Origin of the sequence: Pseudomonas sp. Irchel 3E13 (genome assembly GCF_900187455.1) — a bacterium.
Classification (GTDB): Bacteria; Pseudomonadota; Gammaproteobacteria; order Pseudomonadales; family Pseudomonadaceae; genus Aquipseudomonas.
The window spans coordinates 158,626-175,458 of the sequence record NZ_FYDX01000002.1 but is presented as its reverse complement, the minus strand read 5'-3'; the positions used below and the strand labels follow the sequence as shown (position 1 = coordinate 175,458).

At 60.0% G+C, this 16,833-nt stretch carries 18 protein-coding genes and 1 tRNA gene; 14 read left to right on the top strand and 5 right to left on the bottom strand.

Annotated features, from left to right (window positions below; translation table 11 throughout):
- Window positions 1-62: 62 nt before the first annotated feature.
- From CKW37_RS03275 to CKW37_RS03210, 14 genes are all read left to right on the top strand, one after another.
- Entirely contained in the window at window positions 63-809 is a 747-nt protein-coding gene (locus tag CKW37_RS03275) for a YebC/PmpR family DNA-binding transcriptional regulator (protein WP_095154010.1), read from the top strand.
- A gap of 119 nt (window positions 810-928) precedes the next feature.
- Window positions 929-1,453, top strand: a complete 525-nt coding sequence (gene ruvC, locus CKW37_RS03270; protein ID WP_095154009.1) for a crossover junction endodeoxyribonuclease RuvC — start codon at window positions 929-931, stop codon at window positions 1,451-1,453.
- A gap of 118 nt (window positions 1,454-1,571) precedes the next feature.
- Window positions 1,572-2,180, top strand: a complete 609-nt coding sequence (gene ruvA, locus CKW37_RS03265; RefSeq protein ID WP_095154008.1) for a Holliday junction branch migration protein RuvA — start codon at window positions 1,572-1,574, stop codon at window positions 2,178-2,180.
- Window positions 2,181-3,236 (top strand): Holliday junction branch migration DNA helicase RuvB, encoded by a 1,056-nt coding sequence (gene ruvB / locus CKW37_RS03260; RefSeq protein WP_095154007.1) that lies wholly within the window; start codon window positions 2,181-2,183, stop codon window positions 3,234-3,236. It abuts the gene before it with no gap.
- Between the two features lie 125 nt (window positions 3,237-3,361).
- A complete protein-coding gene (gene ybgC / locus CKW37_RS03255; protein WP_110968380.1) occupies window positions 3,362-3,817 on the top strand; it encodes a tol-pal system-associated acyl-CoA thioesterase in 456 nt (151 codons plus the stop codon).
- Window positions 3,818-3,819: 2 nt separating this feature from the next.
- On the top strand, window positions 3,820-4,515 hold the full coding sequence (gene tolQ, locus CKW37_RS03250; protein WP_095154006.1) for a protein TolQ: 696 nt from the start codon (window positions 3,820-3,822) through the stop codon (window positions 4,513-4,515).
- Window positions 4,516-4,529: 14 nt separating this feature from the next.
- Window positions 4,530-4,982, top strand: coding sequence for a protein TolR (tolR, locus tag CKW37_RS03245; RefSeq protein WP_095154005.1), 453 nt, complete (start codon window positions 4,530-4,532; stop codon window positions 4,980-4,982).
- Window positions 4,979-6,070, top strand: a complete 1,092-nt coding sequence (tolA, locus tag CKW37_RS03240) for a cell envelope integrity protein TolA (protein WP_095154004.1) — start codon at window positions 4,979-4,981, stop codon at window positions 6,068-6,070. The genes tolR and tolA overlap by 4 nt, the downstream gene beginning before the upstream one ends.
- Before the next feature lie 47 nt (window positions 6,071-6,117).
- Window positions 6,118-7,368, top strand: coding sequence for a Tol-Pal system beta propeller repeat protein TolB (tolB, locus tag CKW37_RS03235; protein ID WP_225422431.1), 1,251 nt, complete (start codon window positions 6,118-6,120; stop codon window positions 7,366-7,368).
- A gap of 52 nt (window positions 7,369-7,420) precedes the next feature.
- Window positions 7,421-7,918, top strand: a complete 498-nt coding sequence (gene pal / locus CKW37_RS03230) for a peptidoglycan-associated lipoprotein Pal (protein ID WP_042121796.1) — start codon at window positions 7,421-7,423, stop codon at window positions 7,916-7,918.
- 6 nt (window positions 7,919-7,924) lie between these two features.
- Complete coding sequence (ybgF, locus tag CKW37_RS03225; RefSeq protein ID WP_095154002.1) at window positions 7,925-8,749, top strand: tol-pal system protein YbgF; 825 nt, start codon at window positions 7,925-7,927, stop codon at window positions 8,747-8,749.
- A gap of 158 nt (window positions 8,750-8,907) precedes the next feature.
- Complete coding sequence (gene queE, locus CKW37_RS03220; protein ID WP_095154001.1) at window positions 8,908-9,555, top strand: 7-carboxy-7-deazaguanine synthase QueE; 648 nt, start codon at window positions 8,908-8,910, stop codon at window positions 9,553-9,555.
- A 14-nt stretch (window positions 9,556-9,569) separates the two neighbouring features.
- Entirely contained in the window at window positions 9,570-10,244 is a 675-nt protein-coding gene (gene queC / locus CKW37_RS03215) for a 7-cyano-7-deazaguanine synthase QueC (RefSeq protein WP_095154000.1), read from the top strand.
- A 61-nt stretch (window positions 10,245-10,305) separates the two neighbouring features.
- A tRNA-Lys gene (locus CKW37_RS03210) sits at window positions 10,306-10,381 on the top strand.
- A 230-nt stretch (window positions 10,382-10,611) separates the two neighbouring features.
- Here the strand turns inward: CKW37_RS03210 and CKW37_RS03205 are convergent.
- The 5 genes from CKW37_RS03205 to CKW37_RS03185 all read right to left on the bottom strand — a co-directional run bounded on the left by CKW37_RS03205 (window position 10,612) and on the right by CKW37_RS03185 (window position 16,819).
- Window positions 10,612-13,125: a TonB-dependent siderophore receptor gene (locus tag CKW37_RS03205; RefSeq protein ID WP_095153999.1), complete on the bottom strand. Its 2,514-nt coding sequence runs from the start codon at window positions 13,123-13,125 to the stop codon at window positions 10,612-10,614.
- Window positions 13,126-13,235: 110 nt separating this feature from the next.
- Window positions 13,236-14,186, bottom strand: a complete 951-nt coding sequence (locus tag CKW37_RS03200; protein WP_095153998.1) for a FecR domain-containing protein — start codon at window positions 14,184-14,186, stop codon at window positions 13,236-13,238.
- A 3-nt stretch (window positions 14,187-14,189) separates the two neighbouring features.
- A complete protein-coding gene (locus CKW37_RS03195) occupies window positions 14,190-14,693 on the bottom strand; it encodes a sigma-70 family RNA polymerase sigma factor (protein WP_095153997.1) in 504 nt (167 codons plus the stop codon).
- A gap of 170 nt (window positions 14,694-14,863) precedes the next feature.
- The gene (locus CKW37_RS03190; RefSeq protein WP_095153996.1) at window positions 14,864-15,817 is read right to left on the bottom strand and encodes a sensor domain-containing diguanylate cyclase; all 954 of its coding nucleotides are present in this window, start codon (window positions 15,815-15,817) and stop codon (window positions 14,864-14,866) included.
- A gap of 3 nt (window positions 15,818-15,820) precedes the next feature.
- Window positions 15,821-16,819: a response regulator gene (locus CKW37_RS03185; RefSeq protein WP_095153995.1), complete on the bottom strand. Its 999-nt coding sequence runs from the start codon at window positions 16,817-16,819 to the stop codon at window positions 15,821-15,823.
- Window positions 16,820-16,833: the final 14 nt, after the last annotated feature.

Here is a 16,833-nt window from a genome sequence, read left to right as displayed (position 1 = left end):
GGTTTCTTTCTGCCTTCGCGTGGAAAGAAGTGATGGTGTTTCAAGGATTTCTGGAGTCAGTTATGGCGGGTCATTCCAAGTGGGCGAATATCAAGCACCGCAAAGAGCGCCAGGATGCCAAGAGAGGCAAGATCTTCACCAAGTGGATTCGTGAACTGACCGTCGCCGCCAAACAAGGCGGTGGCGATCCGTCCTCCAACCCGCGTCTGCGCCTGGCCCTGGACAAGGCGCTGAGTGCAAACATGAGTCGCGACATCATCGATCGGGCAGTTGCCCGCGGTGCCGGGACTGCCGAAGCCGACAACGTCGAAGAACTCAGCTATGAAGGTTATGGTCCGGGTGGCGTGGCAGTCATGGTTGAAGCCATGACCGACAACCGCAACCGTACCGCCGCCGCTGTTCGTCATGCGTTCAGCAAATGCGGCGGCAACCTCGGTACCGATGGTTCCGTGGCCTATCTGTTCGAGCGCAAGGGGCAGATCAGCTTTGCTCCTGGCGTCGATGAAGATGCGCTGATGGAAGCGGCGATGGAAGCGGATGCCGATGACGTGGTCAGCAATGACGATGGCTCTTTCGACGTGTTCACCTCGTTCGCCAGCTTCTACGCCGTGCGCAGTGCGCTGGAGGCCGCAGGCTTCAAGGCGGATGACGCGGAAATCGTCATGCAGCCGACCACCAGCGCCGAGCTGGATCTGGACGGTGCGCAGAAAGTGTTGAAACTGATCGATATGCTGGAAGACCTGGACGACGTGCAGAACGTCTACTCCAATGCTGAGATTCCTGACGAGGTCATGGAAAAGCTCGGCTGAGGTTTGCGCCTGGCTTTATTGGAGGCCGGCCCCGTTATCAGGCGCGTAGCGCTTGTGAGGGGGCCGGCTTCTGTTTTTTGGACACGGCGCGTTGATGCGCCATTGATCACGCAGGCGTTATGACTCTGATTCTTGGTATCGACCCCGGATCGCGGATTACCGGCTATGGAGTGATTCGTCATTCCGGGCGCGGTTGCGAATACGTGGCGTCGGGCTGCATCCGCACCGGCAGTGGCGAGTTGCCTGAGCGCTTGCAGGTGGTTTTCCGCGGCGTGCGCGAAATCATTCGCCAGCATGGCCCGGTAACCATGGGTATCGAGCGGGTGTTCATGGCCCGCAACGCCGACTCGGCGCTCAAGCTGGGTCAGGCGCGCGGTGCGGCCATCGTGGCTGCGGTGGAGGAGGGGCTGGAAATCGCTGAATACAGCGCCAGCCAGGTCAAGCAGGCCGTTGCCGGCACCGGCGGGGCCAACAAGGAGCAGGTGCAGATGATGGTCATGCACCTGCTCAAACTGACGCAGAAGCCGCAAATCGACGCCTCCGATGCCCTGGCGATCGCCTTGTGTCATGCCCATACGCGCTCCAGCCTGATTCCTCATGGGCTGGGTGTCGCGCGCAGCCGCAACGGACGCCTGCGTCTCTGATAGCATCCACGCTTTTAAAGTGATCCGTCCGCCGTCGGCCGCCTGATGGCGAGCTGGCTGGCGGATTCGCCGCAAGGCCGGACCGGCCCTGCCGGCACCCATGAGAAAGGACCTGAACGTGATTGGACGTTTACGCGGCACCCTCGCTGAAAAGCAGCCGCCGCACCTGATTATCGACATCAACGGCCTTGGCTATGAGCTGGAAGTGCCGATGACAACGCTCTACCGGCTGCCCAAGGTCGGCGAAACGGTGACCTTGCACACCCATCTGATAGTGCGCGAGGATGCCCACCTGCTGTATGGCTTCCATGAAAAACGTGAGCGCGAGCTGTTCCGTGAGCTGATCCGTCTCAATGGTGTAGGGCCCAAGCTGGCGCTGGCCTTGATGTCGGGTCTGGAAGTGGACGACCTGATTCGATGCGTTCAAGCCCAGGACACTTCGGCATTGGTCAAGGTGCCAGGGGTTGGCAAGAAGACCGCCGAGCGTCTGCTGGTCGAACTCAAGGACCGCTTCAAGGCCTGGGAAACCGTGCCGAGCATGTTCCAGCTGGTGCCGAATGGGCCTGCGCCTGTTCCTGTGGCGTCCACCGCCGAGGCCGACGCGGTCAGCGCCCTGATTTCCTTGGGCTATAAACCTCAAGAGGCCAGTCGCGCAGTGGCGGCTGTGGATGCCAAGGGCCTGAGCAGCGAAGAACTGATCCGGCGCAGTCTCAAGGGGATGATTTAAGTGATCGAAGCCGACCGTTTGATAACTGCTACCGGCCGCGACCGCGAAGAGGTCCAGGACCGGGCGATTCGTCCGCTGCGGCTGGCCGAGTACATTGGTCAGCCGGTGGTTCGCGAGCAGATGGCCCTGTTCATCCAGGCCGCCCGTGGCCGCAACGAGTCCCTGGATCACACCCTGATCTTCGGTCCTCCGGGGCTGGGCAAGACCACCCTTGCCAACATCATTGCCCAGGAAATGGGCGTCTCGATCAAAAGTACCTCTGGCCCCATTCTCGAGCGCCCCGGCGATCTGGCGGCGTTGCTCACCAACCTTGAGCCCCATGATGTGTTGTTTATCGACGAGATCCACCGGTTATCGCCGATCGTCGAAGAAGTCCTGTACCCAGCGATGGAGGACTTTCAACTGGACATCATGATCGGCGAAGGACCGGCGGCGCGGTCGATCAAGCTGGACCTGCCGCCGTTCACCCTGGTTGGCGCTACCACCCGGGCCGGCATGCTTACCAACCCGCTACGTGACCGCTTCGGTATCGTCCAACGTCTGGAGTTCTACAACAACGCGGATCTGGCAACTATCGTCAGTCGCTCGGGCGGGATTCTCGGCCTGGAGATCGAAGACGAAGGTGCTTTCGAGATCGCTCGCCGGGCTCGTGGCACGCCGCGTATCGCCAACCGTTTGTTGCGCCGTGTGCGTGACTACGCCGAGGTGCGCGCGAAGGGCGATATCACCAAATCCATCGCGGACATGGCGTTGAACCTGCTGGATGTCGACGAACGTGGCTTCGATCATCAGGACCGACGTCTGTTGCTGACCATGATCGAGAAATTCGACGGTGGTCCGGTAGGCGTGGACAGCCTGGCGGCGGCGATCAGCGAGGAGCGACACACCATTGAGGACGTGCTTGAGCCTTATCTGATCCAGCAGGGCTACATCATGCGCACGCCTCGGGGCAGGGTGGTTACTCGACATGCATACCTGCACTTTGGGCTGAATATTCCTACGCGAATGACAGAATCATCCGGTAGCACTGATTTTTCTGATCCGAGCGATGAATGACAGATTTATCGGCTGCTTTTGTGGTCCTATCCGCGGACAGGGTCCGGGCGCGCTGGCAATACGACATAATCCGTCAAAAACAGTTGGTGGGGCGGATTGGCAAGCTGAGGAGTTAGCACTAGAGTATGCGCGCGCAAAATGGGGTTGAGCCGTTCGCACATCGTTATCGCGTCTATTACGAAGACACCGATGCGGGTGGCGTGGTGTATTACGTCAATTATCTGAAATTCATGGAACGGGCCCGCACCGAACGGCTGCGCGATCTGGGTTTTGCCCAGTCGTCGCTGGCGCAGCAGAACACGCTGTTCGTGGTCCATTCCGCCGAGGCTCGCTATCACGCGCCGGCCCGTCTGGACGACGAGTTGCGGGTCACCGCGCAAGTGCTTGAATTGAATCGTGCCAGCCTGCGCTTCGTGCAGCAGGTCTGGCGCGAAAGTGACGCAACGCTGCTCTGCGAAGGGCAGTTCCTGGTGGCCTGTGTGCGCGCCGATACTTTCAAACCCCGAGCCATTCCCTCCGAGCTGCGCGCAGCTTTCATCGAGGCGGGTGCCCCGGGTATACATTCAAATGCAGGAGATTAAGCGTGGAAGCTAACGTCGTCGACCATACCTCCATGTGGAGCCTGGTCAGCAATGCCAGCATTGTGGTGCAGCTGGTCATGCTGGTACTGGTTGCCGCATCGGTGACTTCATGGATCATGATTTTTCAGCGCAGCACCATGCTGCGCGCCGGTCGTCGTGCCCTGGAAAGCTTCGAAGAGCGCTTCTGGTCGGGTATCGACCTGTCCAAACTGTATCGTCAAGCGGGCAGCAACCCTGACCCGGATTCGGGCGTCGAGCAGGTGTTCCGTGCCGGCTTCAAGGAGTTTTCCCGTCTGCGTCAGCAGCCTGGTGTCGACCCTGACGCGGTAATGGAAGGTGTCGGTCGTGCCATGCGCGTAGCGATCTCCCGTGAGGAAGAGAAGCTCGAGCAGAGCCTGCCATTCCTCGCCACTGTCGGTTCGACCAGCCCCTACATCGGCCTGTTCGGTACCGTCTGGGGGATCATGAACTCCTTCCGCGGTCTGGCGACCGCGCAACAGGCCACCCTGGCCACGGTTGCACCGGGTATCGCCGAAGCGCTGATCGCCACCGCCATCGGCCTGTTCGCGGCAATTCCTGCGGTTATCGCCTACAACCGTTTCGCTGCACGCAGTGAAGTGCTGATCGGCCGCTACTACACGTTCGCCGACGAGTTCCAGGCCATCCTGCACCGTAAAGTGCACACCAGCGAAGAGTGATCAGGTAAAACCCCATGGCTCGAGTTCGTCAAAAACGCAAGCCGGTCGCCGAGATGAACGTGGTGCCCTACATCGATGTGATGTTGGTACTGCTGGTCATCTTCATGGTGACCGCACCGATGCTTAACCAGGGCGTGAAGGTCGACCTGCCCAAGGTTTCCAGCGAAGCCTTGCCGCAGGACAACAACGTTCAGGTTCTGACCATTTCGATCAAGGCTGACAAGACCTACTTCTGGAACCTTGGCAGCGAAGTCGACACCGAAAAGCAAATGGACAAGGCCATGACCTTGCCGCAAATGACCGACGCGGTGACCAAGATCATCGCTGCCGGGCGCGATCAGGGCAAACAGACCCAGGTCTTCATCCGTGGCGACAAGTCCGTCGACTACGGCGCGGTCATGGGCGCCATGGGCGGGTTGCAGAAGGCCGGTGTCGGTAACGTTGGCCTGATTACCGAGGCGCCCTGATGCAACAGCGAGAGCCATCCGCCTCGGAAAGTTACTTCTGGCCCAGCGTCTGGGCCGTCGCGCTGCACGTTCTGGTGTTCGGCATGCTGTTCGTCAGTTTTGCGTTCACGCCTGAGTTGCCGCCGTCCAAGCCTATCGTTCAGGCAACCCTGTACCAGCTGAAATCCAAGAGTCAGGCCACCACCCAGACCAATCAGAAGATTGCCGGGGAAGCGAAGAAAACGGCTTCGCGCCAGACCGAAGAAGAGCAGATGGAGCAGAAGAAGGTCGAGCAACTGAAGCAGGAAGCTGTGAAAGCTGCGGAACAAAAGAAAGAAGAGGCTGCTCAAAAAGCCGAAGAGGCGCGCGAGGCCGCGGAAGCCAAGAAAGCCGATGAGGCCAAGAAGGCTGACGAGGCGAAGAAAGCCGAGTCTGCGAAAAAGGCCGAAGAAGCGAAGAAGGCTGAAGAGAAGCAACTGGCTGATATCGCCAAGAAGAAAGCCGAAGACGAAGCCAAGAAAAAGGCTGAAGAAGAGGCCAAGAAGGCGGCGGCAGAAGAAGCCAAGAAACAAGCGGCCGAGGATGCCAAGAAGAAGGCTGCCGAGGACGCGAAGAAGAAAGCCGCTGTCGCTGAAGAAGCGAAGAAAAAAGCAGCGGAGGACGCCAAGAAGAAAGCAGCCGCCGATGCAGCCAAGAAAAAGGCTACAGAAGCAGCGCGCAAGGCGGCGGAAGACAAGAAAGCACAGGCACTGGCCGAGCTGTTGTCCGACACTACCGAGCGTCAGCAGGCTCTGGCGGACGAGCAGGGTGACCAGGTGGCCGGCGACTTCGACGACCTGATTCGCGCCCGTGCAGCCGAAGGCTGGGCTCGACCCCCGTCGGCGCGCAAGAACATGACGGTAGTCCTGCAGATTGGCATGTTGCCGGATGGCACCGTTACGACGGTCACCGTTGCCCGCTCCAGCGGCGATGGGCCGTTCGACGCTTCCGCGGTTGCGGCAGTCAAGAACATTGGTCGTTTGACCGAGATGCAGGGTTTGAAACCGAGCGAATTCAATCCTTATCGTTCATTCAAGATGACATTCACACCTGAGGACCTAGCCTTGTGATTAACCTTCTTAGAGGACTGCTGGTCGTTCTCTGCTGCGCAGCAGGGATGGCCAATGCAGAAGAAAAGAACATCCTGGTAACCAGTGGCAGCGATCGAGCCACGCCGATTGCCGTGGTGCCTTTCGGTCTGCAGGGCGGTAGCGTGTTGCCTGAGGACATGGCTGACATCATCAGTAACGACCTGCGCAACTCAGGTTATTACTCGCCGATCCCGCGCCAGAACATGATCAGCCAGCCGAGTCAGGCCAGCGAAGTGATCTTCCGTGACTGGAAAGCGCTGGGTGCCCAGTACGTGATGGTCGGCAGCATCGTGCCATCGGGCGGTCGCCTGCAGGTGCAATATGCGCTGTTCAACGTTGCTACCGAGCAACAGGTGCTGACCGGCAGCGTTTCCGGCAGCGTCGACCAACTGCGCGATATGTCCCACTACATCGCCGACCAGTCGTTCGAAAAACTCACCGGCATCAAGGGCGCATTCTCCACCCGCATGCTCTATGTGACGGCCGAGCGCTTCTCCACCAACAGCACTCGTTACACTTTGCAACGATCTGACTATGACGGCGCGCGCGCCGTGACCTTGCTGCAATCGCGCGAGCCGATCCTGTCGCCGCGTTTTGCACCGGATGGCAAGCGCATCGCGTATGTGTCCTTCGAGCAGCGTCGCCCGCGTATCTTCGTCCAGCACATCGATACGGGTCGTCGTGAGCAGATCACCAACTTCGAAGGTCTCAATGGCGCGCCAGCCTGGTCGCCGGATGGCAACCGCCTGGCCTTCGTGCTGTCGCGCGACGGCAACCCCGAGATCTACGTGATGGACATGGGTTCGCGTCAGATGACCCGCGTCACCAACAGCCCGGCCATCGATACCGAGCCGTTCTTCGGCAAGGATGGCTCGACGCTGTACTTCACGTCGGACCGTGGCGGCAAGCCACAGATCTACAAAACCACCATTGGCAGCGGCAGTGCCGAGCGTGTGACGTTCGTGGGCAACTACAACGCCAACCCGAAACTTTCCGCCGATGAAAAGACCCTGGTCATGATTCATCGTCAGGACGGTTTCACCAACTTCAAAGTGGCGGCGCAGGATTTGCAGCGTGGCAGTGTAAAAATTCTCACAGAGACCAGTCTTGATGAGTCACCCACTGTTGCGCCCAACGGCACCATGCTAATCTACGCCACCCGCCAGCAGGGCCGGGGAGTCTTGATGCTCGTCTCTCTCAACGGACGCGTGAGGCTCCCGCTTCCTACCGCTCAAGGCGAAGTCAGAGAACCGTCCTGGTCCCCTTACCTGAACTGATGCGGCGCTACACGTTTTACTTAACACACTGGGGTTCATTAGGAGTTTCACGATGGAAATGCTGAAGTTTGGTAAGTTTGCTGCGCTGGCTCTGGCCATGGCCGTAGCTGTAGGTTGCTCCTCGAAAGGCGGCGACAACGCTGGCGAAGGCGCTGTTGATCCAAACGCTGGTTACGGCGCTAACACTGGTGCCGTTGACGGCAGCCTGAGCGAAGAAGCTGCTCTGCGCGCAATCACCACCTTCTACTTCGAATACGACAGCTCGGACCTGAAGCCAGAAGCCATGCGCGCTCTGGACGTTCATGCCAAGGACCTGAAAGGCAACGGCGCTCGCGTCGTTCTGGAAGGTAACACCGACGAGCGTGGTACTCGCGAATACAACATGGCTCTGGGCGAGCGTCGTGCCAAGGCCGTTCAGCGCTACCTGGTGCTGCAAGGCGTTTCCCCAGCTCAGCTGGAACTGGTTTCCTACGGCGAAGAGCGTCCAGTTGCCACCGGCAACGACGAGCAGTCCTGGGCTCAGAACCGTCGCGTCGAACTGCGTAAGTAATTCGATATGCGAGCGTGCCGTCGTGCTGTAACCGTCCTGGCTCTCACGCTGCCTCTCATGGCAGCGGCTGAGGTTCCTGTTGTTGATGACAACGCTGGCTATAACGGCGCAAGCAGTTATCCGCCTGCGGGTTACGGTACGAACGGCGCCTATGCCGGGGGAGGGGTTTCGGCCCCTGCCTCTGCACAGGGCCAGCTTTTCATGCAGTTGCAACAAATGCAGGAACAGATAGAGCGTCAACAGAACACTATCGAGATTCTGCAAAACGAAGTTGCACGTCTGAAACAGGAAGGCCTGGAACGTTACCAGGACCTGGATCGACGTATCTCCAGCGGCGCTGCCCCGGCACCGACCGCGACTCCCGAGAATTCCGCTGACGGTGGTGCTTCTGCGCCGGCCGCCGGCAATACCGCACCGGCAGCCAACCAGCCCGCCGCGAGCAGCGAACCTGGCGATCCAGCGAAGGAAAAGCTCTATTACGACGCTGCCTTCGATTTGATCAAGGCCAAGGATTTCGACAAGGCCAGCCAGGCGTTCAATGCCTTCCTGCGCAAGTACCCCAACAGCCAGTACGCGGGCAACGCCCAGTACTGGTTGGGTGAAGTGAACCTGGCCAAAGGTGACCTGCAAGGTGCCGGCCAGGCATTCGCCAAAGTCAGCCAGTTGTACCCGAAGCACAACAAAGTGCCTGATTCGCTGTACAAGCTGGCCGATGTGGAGCGTCGCCTGGGTCATGCCGACCGGGTCAAAGGTATTCTTCAGCAGGTGGTGACCCAATATCCGGGTACCTCGGCTGCACAGTTGGCTCAGCGCGACCTGCAAAAGCTCTGATCCGCACGTTTTAAAAGAAACCCGCGCTTGTCGCGGGTTTTTTCGTTAGAATTTGCGCCCTTTTATGAAACACGCTGCTGCGAATAACGCTATGCCGGGTTCGCAGCGGTGCCTGACGGAGGCGGACAGCCTGTTTAGCTGTTACGCCCGTGGCGACTATGCAAGACACATTACGCATCACCGAAGTTTTTTACTCTTTGCAGGGTGAAACGCGCACCGCTGGGCTGCCCACGGTATTTGTGCGCCTCACCGGCTGCCCCTTGCGCTGCCAATATTGCGACAGCGCCTATGCCTTCAACGGCGGCACCGTACGCACGCTCGACTCGATCCTCGAACAGGTTGCCAGCTTCCGGCCGCGCTACATTTGCGTGACGGGCGGCGAGCCGCTGGCCCAGCCCAATGCCATCCCGCTGCTGAAAAGGCTCTGTGACGCCGGTTACGAGGTTTCCGTGGAAACCAGCGGCTCGATGGACATTGCACCGGTCGATCTGCGCGTCAGTCGCGTTGTGGACCTGAAAACCCCAGGCTCTGCTGAAGTTCACCGCAACCGCTACGAGAATATCGAGCTGCTGACCCCGAACGATCAGGTCAAATTCGTCCTTTGTTCGCGCGAGGACTATGACTGGGCCGTATCGAAGCTGATTCAGTACGGTCTCGACAAGCGTGTCGGCGAAGTTCTGTTTTCGCCTAGCCATCATCAATTGAGCGCAACCGATCTGGCTGACTGGATCGTGGCCGACAACCTGCCGGTTCGTCTGCAGATGCAGTTACACAAACTGCTCTGGAACGACGAGCCGGGACGCTGACAGGAGCTTTTGCAATGAGTGAGAAACGCGCGGTAATTCTATTGTCGGGTGGTCTGGATTCGGCCACCGTGGTCGCCATGGCCAAGGCCGAAGGCTATGACTGCTACACCATGAGCTTCGATTACGGCCAGCGCCATCGCGCCGAGCTGGATGCGGCAGCCCGGGTGGCGCGGGACCTGGGTGCGGTCGAGCACAAGGTCATTGGCCTGAACCTCAACGGCATCGGTGGCTCGGCCCTGACCGACAGCAGCATCGATGTCCCGGAGACCCCAAGCGAGGGCATTCCGGTGACCTACGTGCCGGCGCGCAACACGGTGTTCCTGTCGTTGGCGCTGGGCTGGGCTGAAGTGCTGAATGCGCGCGACATCTTCATCGGCGTCAACGCCGTGGACTATTCCGGCTACCCGGATTGCCGTCCTGAATTTGTCGAGGCGTTCGAGCGCATGGCCAACCTCGCGACCAAGGCCGGGGTAGAAGGCAATGGGTTCCGGATCCAGGCGCCGTTGCAGAACCTGAGCAAGGCGCAGATCGTCCAGGCGGGCATGGCCCGTGGCGTCGACTACAGCCTCACTGTTTCCTGCTATCAGGCGGATGATCAAGGTCGTGCGTGTGGCAAATGCGATAGCTGCCGCCTGCGTGCGGATGGCTTTGCTGCGGCCGGCGTACAGGACCCGACTCGCTATTTTTGAATTATTTTGCGATGGGGTGTTGATTTCCTGTTAGAAATCAGTATTATACGCGCCATCCAACGGGTCGTTAGCTCAGTTGGTAGAGCAGTTGGCTTTTAACCAATTGGTCGTAGGTTCGAATCCTACACGACCCACCATATAAAGTTGGCAGTGTTAAAACCGGAAGTTGGCAGATAGTTGCTGAATGATGGTGGACACAACCGACGGTGAAACACCTGAAAAAGCCCGCGTTCCGATAAGGATTGCGGGCTTTTTCGTTTCTGTCGTTCGCGCTGGTAGTGCATCCCGTGGGCGCAAAGAACCGACTCGGCAAACAGTGGGCAGATATTGGTACTGTCCCGTTGTTTGCCGTACCGGTCAGTCAGTCTCAGAGCGTCCAGTTGATCGTGAGCATGGCGTTGCGGGGTTCGCCGTAGAGGCTGTTACCGAAGTCGGTGTTGGAGCTGATGTCCTGGTAGTAGGTCTTGTCGAAGACGTTGTTCAGGTTCAGTCGCACGTGAACGGTCTCCGAAGCCTGATAGCTGGTCATCAGGTCTACCACGGTGTAGGCCTTTTGTTCGATACGGTAGTCGAACGTGGTCAGGTAATCATTGGTGCCTTTGTTGTAGACGGTGTTCTGCCGATACAGGCCGCCACCGATACTCCAGCGACTCAGGTCACCAGGTAGCTGGTAGGTGGTGAACGCCTTGAATATGTGGCGGGGGATGTTGGTGGCGAACAAGCGCCCCACGTTGTCTTCGTTGGCGTCTTTTGTATATTTGGCGGCGGAGTAGGTGTAACCCGCCCCCAGTTCCCAGCCTGGCGCCAGGGTGCCGTTGAGTTCCAGCTCGATCCCTTCGCTTCGTACTTCACCCGCCGCGTCATAGCAGGTGCCGCCGATCGGCGTGCACTGGATGGGGTTGAGCAATTTGGCGCGGTTCTCCTGATCGATACGGAAGATCGCTGCGCTGGCATTCAGGTTTCCATCGAAGTACTCGCCCTTGATGCCGAGCTCGTAGTTTTTGCCCTTTATCGGCATCAGCGCGTTGTTCTGGGTATCCAGCTCGGTCTGCGGGCGGAAAATATCGGTGTAGCTGACATAGACCGAGTGATGCTGGTCAAGGTCATAAACCGCACCCGCGTAGCGCGTGAGGTTGCGCGTCACTTTGTTTGGCAGGCTGCTGGCTGATGATTTTCCGTTCCACCGGGTATCCACGTCGTGCTCGTACCAGTCCAGGCGCCCACCAAGGATGACTTTCAGCTCATCCGTGATGTTCAGGCGAGTAGTGACGTAGGTGCCTTCCTGTTGAGTGGTGCGATGCTGCGTCCAGGGATTGGCGCTTACGTCGGGCTTGGGGATGCCGGTGGGGTTGTGGAGATCAGTATTGGTCTCGACGTCGATGGGTAGCCCCTTGCCGTTGAACGTGAGGTCTCTCTTGCTGGCGCCCACGACCAGTTCATGGGTGCGACCGAACAGCGAGAAGGGGCCGGTGACGTAGCCGTCATAGCTGCTTTGCCGGTCTTTATAGTCGTATCTGCCGATGTACTGACCGAACTGATCGTAGTTATCGCCCATGCGCTCGGGAAGGGAACCGAGCATGTCCAGTTTTGACCAGCTCTTGCTGGCGGCCAGGAGCATTTTCCAATTGTTGGCGAAACGGTACTCCAGGCGAGTGAACGCTGTGGTGTTGTCCTGATCCCAGTATTCCCATTTGCTGCCCAGGTACGTGGAGCGCTTCAGGTGCAGGTCGCTGCCGTCGGCGGCGACGGGCAAGCCGCCCCAGGCGCTGTTGTGATTGGCATTCTGGTTGGAGGCGCCAAAGGTCAAGGTTGCATCGTCATTCAGGTCGGCTTCGGTGATGGCGTAGAACACCGAGCGTTCGGCGCTGGTGAAGTCCTGGAAGCTGCCCTTGGTCTGATACGCGGTGACCACTCGGCCGCGCAGGGTGCCGCTGTCGTTCAGGGCGTTGGACGCGTCGAACTCGCTGCGATAGTTGTCCCAGCTACCGGCGCTGCCGGTGATGCTGATACGCGGCGTGGCAGTGGGGCGCTTTCGCACCATGTTGATGGCCGCAGCCGGGTTGCCGGAGCCTTGCATCATGCCGGTGGCGCCGCGCACGACTTCCACCCGGTCGAATATCGCCATGTCCGGCGAAGAGTTCATGTCGCGGCTGAGGTAGTGGGACAGATCGTTGGGCAAGCCGTCGGTCATCAGGTTTTCGATGGCGAAGCCGCGGGAGTAGAACGTCGAGCGTTGTGGGCCGTCTTTGGTGATGGCGATGCCGGGCGTGCTTTTGAGCACGTCTTCCAGCGACCTCATGTTCTGGTCGTCCATGCGCTGGCGGGTAATGACCGTGACCGACTGCGGTGTTTCGCGAATCGACAATGACAGCTTGGTCGCGCTCTGCATCGTGCCCGTGGTGTAGGAACCGGTGTTTTCGCTGGTCGACCCCAGTGCCGCGCCAAGTACGTTGGTTGCGCCCAGTTCGAGCGCCCCCGTGCTGTCTTGCGCCTGCACCAGCGAATAGCCGCCACTGCCCAGCGCCACCGCCTCGACGCCGCTGCTCAGCAGCAAACGACGCAGTGCTTCATCCCGCGAATAGTGTCCCTGAACGCCCGGGGACTGTTTGCCCTGCGCCAGGCCCGCATCGAACGAAACACTGATGCCGGCTATCGAGCTGAATTGCGCCACCGCCTGATCGAGGGGGCCGGCGGGAACGTTGAAGTCCAATTCGTGTTCGACGGTGTGCTGTGCCGCCGCCGCCGGACTGATCAGCGTGCTGCCGACACTTGCACCCAGCACCAGGCTCAGCATGGCCAGGTGCACTGCACGTTGCAGCGGGCGGTTGTGGAAGGGGGCGTTGATCAAGCCGGGTTCTGCGGGGTGTGCGTGATGCGGCATGGTGTTTCCTTACGCTCGTTGGCAATGGCGGCGTCTGTGCGCCTCTACTTGGCAAGCCGAACGAGAATCAGAATCACCAACCCCTCAGTGAAATTTTTTACGGTCGACGTTCATGCCGCTTCGAGGCGTACCCAGTAGCGGGTAAACCGCCGTAGTCGCAAGGGCAGGGTGAGACGAAGGTTTTCCAGGACGTGGTCGGTGTTGCGCAGGTGAAAGGAGCCGGACACCCGCAACCCGGCCACGGCCGGGTCGCAGCTCAGGTAGCCAGGGCGATAACGTTGCAGTTGCTGCAGAAAGTCATCCAGGCGCCAGCCGTTCACCACCAGTGTGTCGTGCAGCCAGGCATCGGCTTGAGCGGTGGCTGGCATGACCGACCCCAACGCGTCGGCGCTGAAGCTGATCTGCTCACCGGCGTGTACGGTCAGCGTAGTGTCGGGCTGGTTGGCAGGGCGTACCAGGACGGCATGCTCCAGCACGGTCAGCCGGGTCCGATCCTGTTCCTGTTGCACGATAAAGCGTGTGCCAAGCGCCTGCTGGCTGCCTTCAGCCGTGTGCACGATCAAAGGCCGGGCGGCCTTGTCCTTGGCGGTCTCGACGAGGATTTCGCCGCTGAGCAGCAAGAGTTCACGCAACTGCTGGCTGTAGCGGATGTTCACCGCCGTGGCGGTATTGAGGTGCAGTTGACTGCCGTCCTCCAGGTGAATGCTGCGTCGCTCTCCGATCCCGGTGCGCTGGTCCGCTGCCCACTGAGGCAGCGGCGTGGCCCTCCAGCCCAAGGTGCCGGCGGCGCCCGTGGCCAGCAGCCCCGACAGTACTTTCAACACGTCGCGGCGCTTGGCATGCGCGGTTTTGAGAATCGGGCTGCCAATTGCGGGCGCAAGCCGCTCAAGTTTGCCCTGCAGGCGCCCGAGTCGTTCCCAGGCCAGCAGATGGCGCGGGTCGCTCTGCAGCCATCGTTGATGCTCGCGGTGCAGCGACTCATCCGGCGTTCCGTTGCGCAGATCGACATACCATTGGGCGGCGGCTTCGAGTGTGGCGATATCGAGTCCCGGGGATGCCAAGGCTCAATCCTCCATCAGCAGCAGGCACTGGGTGAGGGCGCGCACCGCGTGTTTTGTCACGGTGTTGACCGAGATTTGCAGGCGCTTGCTGATCTCTACGTAGCTGAGCCCGTCGAGGTGGGACATCAGGAACACGTCGCGGGTCCGTGTGCCGAGGGCATCGAGCATCTGGTCGACTTCCAGCAGCGACTCGATGATCAGCAGGCGTTCTTCCGGGGAGATATCCAGCGCTTCGGGAATCGCTGCCAGTGTTTCCAGGTAGGCCTGTTCCAGCGAACGGCGGCGGAACATGTCAATCATCAGGCCGCGCGCCACGCGGCTGAGATAAGCCCGTGGTTCGCGAACAACGTCGGCCCTGCGCTGGGTCAGCACACGTAAAAACGTGTCTTGCGCGAGGTCCGCGGCCTGCTCGCTGCAGTTCATGCGCTTGCGTAACCAGCCCTTGAGCCAGCCGTGATGCTCCTCGTAGAGGGTGTGCATCGCTGCGTGATGAACCAGATCGGACATGGGATAACCCGAAGTTACAATTGATAATAAATCTTATTATCTTGAAGCCACGGGGTGTTGGCAAGTTGCCTTCAGTGAGCTGGCCGTGAAGGCAATACAGGCTGGGAGACTTTCAGGCCGGGCCCCGGTGACCGACTACCGGGTGCCCGAAAGGCTGGATATCACGGTTGTCATTCGTGAATCGACACCTGGTTACGGCCATTTTTCTTTGAGGCGTACAGTGCCTGGTCGGCCCAGGCGATGAGGTCGGCATGGCCTTCCGAGGGCTGGCTGAGGTCCGCGACACCCAGGCTGATGGTGAAGCGAATACTTTGCCCCTCGTGCTGCACTTCCAGCCCCTCGATCGCTTTACGGAATCGCTCGGCGAAGGCGCTCGCACCATGCTTGTCGGTATCCGACAGCACCACGCCGAACTCCTCGCCACCATAGCGCCCGGCCACATCGGTATCGCGCACATACTCGCGCAGCATCGCGGCGACCTGTTCGATCACCTTGTCGCCCGCCTGATGGCCGTAGGTATCGTTGATGCGCTTGAAGTGGTCGATGTCGAACATCACCAGGCTGGTGTGGTTGCCGTGGCGCTGGTGACGGGCGTAAGCGACTTTCAGGCTGTCTTCCCAGTGGCCGCGGTTGTACAGGCCGGTCAGGCGGTCAGTGCTGGAGAGCTTCTGCAGCTGCGCGTTGGCCGATTGCAGCATGCGCCGGTTGGTGGCGACGTCGGTCACGTCATAGATCACCAGGCAGAAGTGGCTGATGCTGCTGTCGGTGGAGCGCAGCGGGAACAGCGTGGTGTTCTGGTACATGAAGTCTTCCTGCCCGGTTATTGGCTGGTAGTTCTTGAACCGCACCAGATAAGGGCGCTGCTCCCACACCGTGAACGCGGGCGTGCCCAGGGTCGCGACGCTTTCCAGCTTGTGGCTGAACCAGCCAACGTTGACCTCCGGGAAGAGGGTGAAGAACGATTCGCTGTGGGCGTCCTTGGGGGCAACGCCCGAGCGGTTCTCCATGAAGGTGTTCCAGACCTGGACGCGGTAGTCGCGATCGAGCACCACCACGCCGACGTCGATGCTTTGCACGATCGCCAGCAGCCAATGGAACTCGGTCAGATCAATGGGTTTGTTCATGGGTCAGTTCATCAGGTACGCGAGTTTGTGGGTCAGTCGTTCGATGGAGTCTTCGGTGAACAGGAGCAACAGGTCGAAGCGGATATCGTGTCCCTCCAGACCGTAGCTGATCTCCACCGCGAGGGTCTTCTTCCAGCGCTGCTGGTTGACCCGGATCAGTTCCTCGATGCCGGCATGCTGGCCGAGGATCTGCGGGTGACACTGGGAGAACACGACGTCGACCTGCTCGGCGATGCTGCTGAGGCAGGCGCCGATGAGGACGCTGGACAGATCCAGGAGCATTTCCAGGTCGGATGATTCGCTGTTCTGATGCTGCATCAGACGCGCCATGTCGGCGATTTCCGAATCATGGAACATCAGCAGGGCTTCGCCGGCGATACCACCACCGATAAAGCCCTGGCAGACCGCGGTGAGTTGCTTGCAGCGCCCGGCATCGGCCAGGGCCATGTGCAACTCGCCGACTTCGAGTACGTTGACGTTCGGCACCGGCAACTGCACGAAAACCCCGAGCACCTTGGCGATCAGCGCGGCGGCGCGGCCAATGGCGACGTTGACGGTTTCGCGGAACACTTCATTGAAGGTGACGTTGGTGTTGGTCGCCGGACGGTGGCTTTGCGCCGCTTGCCCCGGCAGGCTCATCAGCCCCAGCTCGCCAAGGGTCTGGCGCAGTTCTGCCTGGTCGAAAGGCTTTTGCAGGAACGCCAGGGCGCCCAGTTCGCGGACCCGCCGCACCGCTTCCTGCTGCACATCCCCGGAGATAACGATGACGGCGGCCTTCAGGCCTTCATCGCGCAAGGCGTGAAGCACTTGATAACCGTCCATCTCCGGCATGTTCAGGTCGAGAACCACGACCTGGCCGAGACCTTTGCGAATGGCGTCCATGCATTGATGGCCATTGCTGGCCTGGGTGATCGACACCGGCCAGTCCGCTGGCAGCGCCCGCAGGACCTGCTTGCGGGCAACAGTAGAGTCATCACATACAGTTAAGGTCGTCACTGACACAAATCACGGCTCGT

Excerpts from the sequence above, each read along its gene's own strand:
- pal (WP_042121796.1), top strand. The coding sequence starts at position 7,421 with ATGGAAATGCTGAAGTTTGGTAAGTTTGCTGCGCTGGCTCTGGCCATG.
- CKW37_RS03195 (WP_095153997.1), bottom strand. The coding sequence starts at position 14,693 with ATGTCCGATCTGGTTCATCACGCAGCGATGCACACCCTCTACGAGGAG.
- CKW37_RS03205 (WP_095153999.1), bottom strand. The coding sequence starts at position 13,125 with ATGCCGCATCACGCACACCCCGCAGAACCCGGCTTGATCAACGCCCCC.
- ybgF (WP_095154002.1), top strand. The coding sequence starts at position 7,925 with ATGCGAGCGTGCCGTCGTGCTGTAACCGTCCTGGCTCTCACGCTGCCT.
- queC (WP_095154000.1), top strand. The coding sequence starts at position 9,570 with ATGAGTGAGAAACGCGCGGTAATTCTATTGTCGGGTGGTCTGGATTCG.
- tolR (WP_095154005.1), top strand. The coding sequence starts at position 4,530 with ATGGCTCGAGTTCGTCAAAAACGCAAGCCGGTCGCCGAGATGAACGTG.
- CKW37_RS03190 (WP_095153996.1), bottom strand. The coding sequence starts at position 15,817 with ATGAACAAACCCATTGATCTGACCGAGTTCCATTGGCTGCTGGCGATC.
- tolB (WP_225422431.1), top strand. The coding sequence starts at position 6,118 with ATGGCCAATGCAGAAGAAAAGAACATCCTGGTAACCAGTGGCAGCGAT.
- ruvC (WP_095154009.1), top strand. The coding sequence starts at position 929 with ATGACTCTGATTCTTGGTATCGACCCCGGATCGCGGATTACCGGCTAT.
- ybgC (WP_110968380.1), top strand. The coding sequence starts at position 3,362 with ATGCGCGCGCAAAATGGGGTTGAGCCGTTCGCACATCGTTATCGCGTC.
- CKW37_RS03275 (WP_095154010.1), top strand. The coding sequence starts at position 63 with ATGGCGGGTCATTCCAAGTGGGCGAATATCAAGCACCGCAAAGAGCGC.
- queE (WP_095154001.1), top strand. The coding sequence starts at position 8,908 with ATGCAAGACACATTACGCATCACCGAAGTTTTTTACTCTTTGCAGGGT.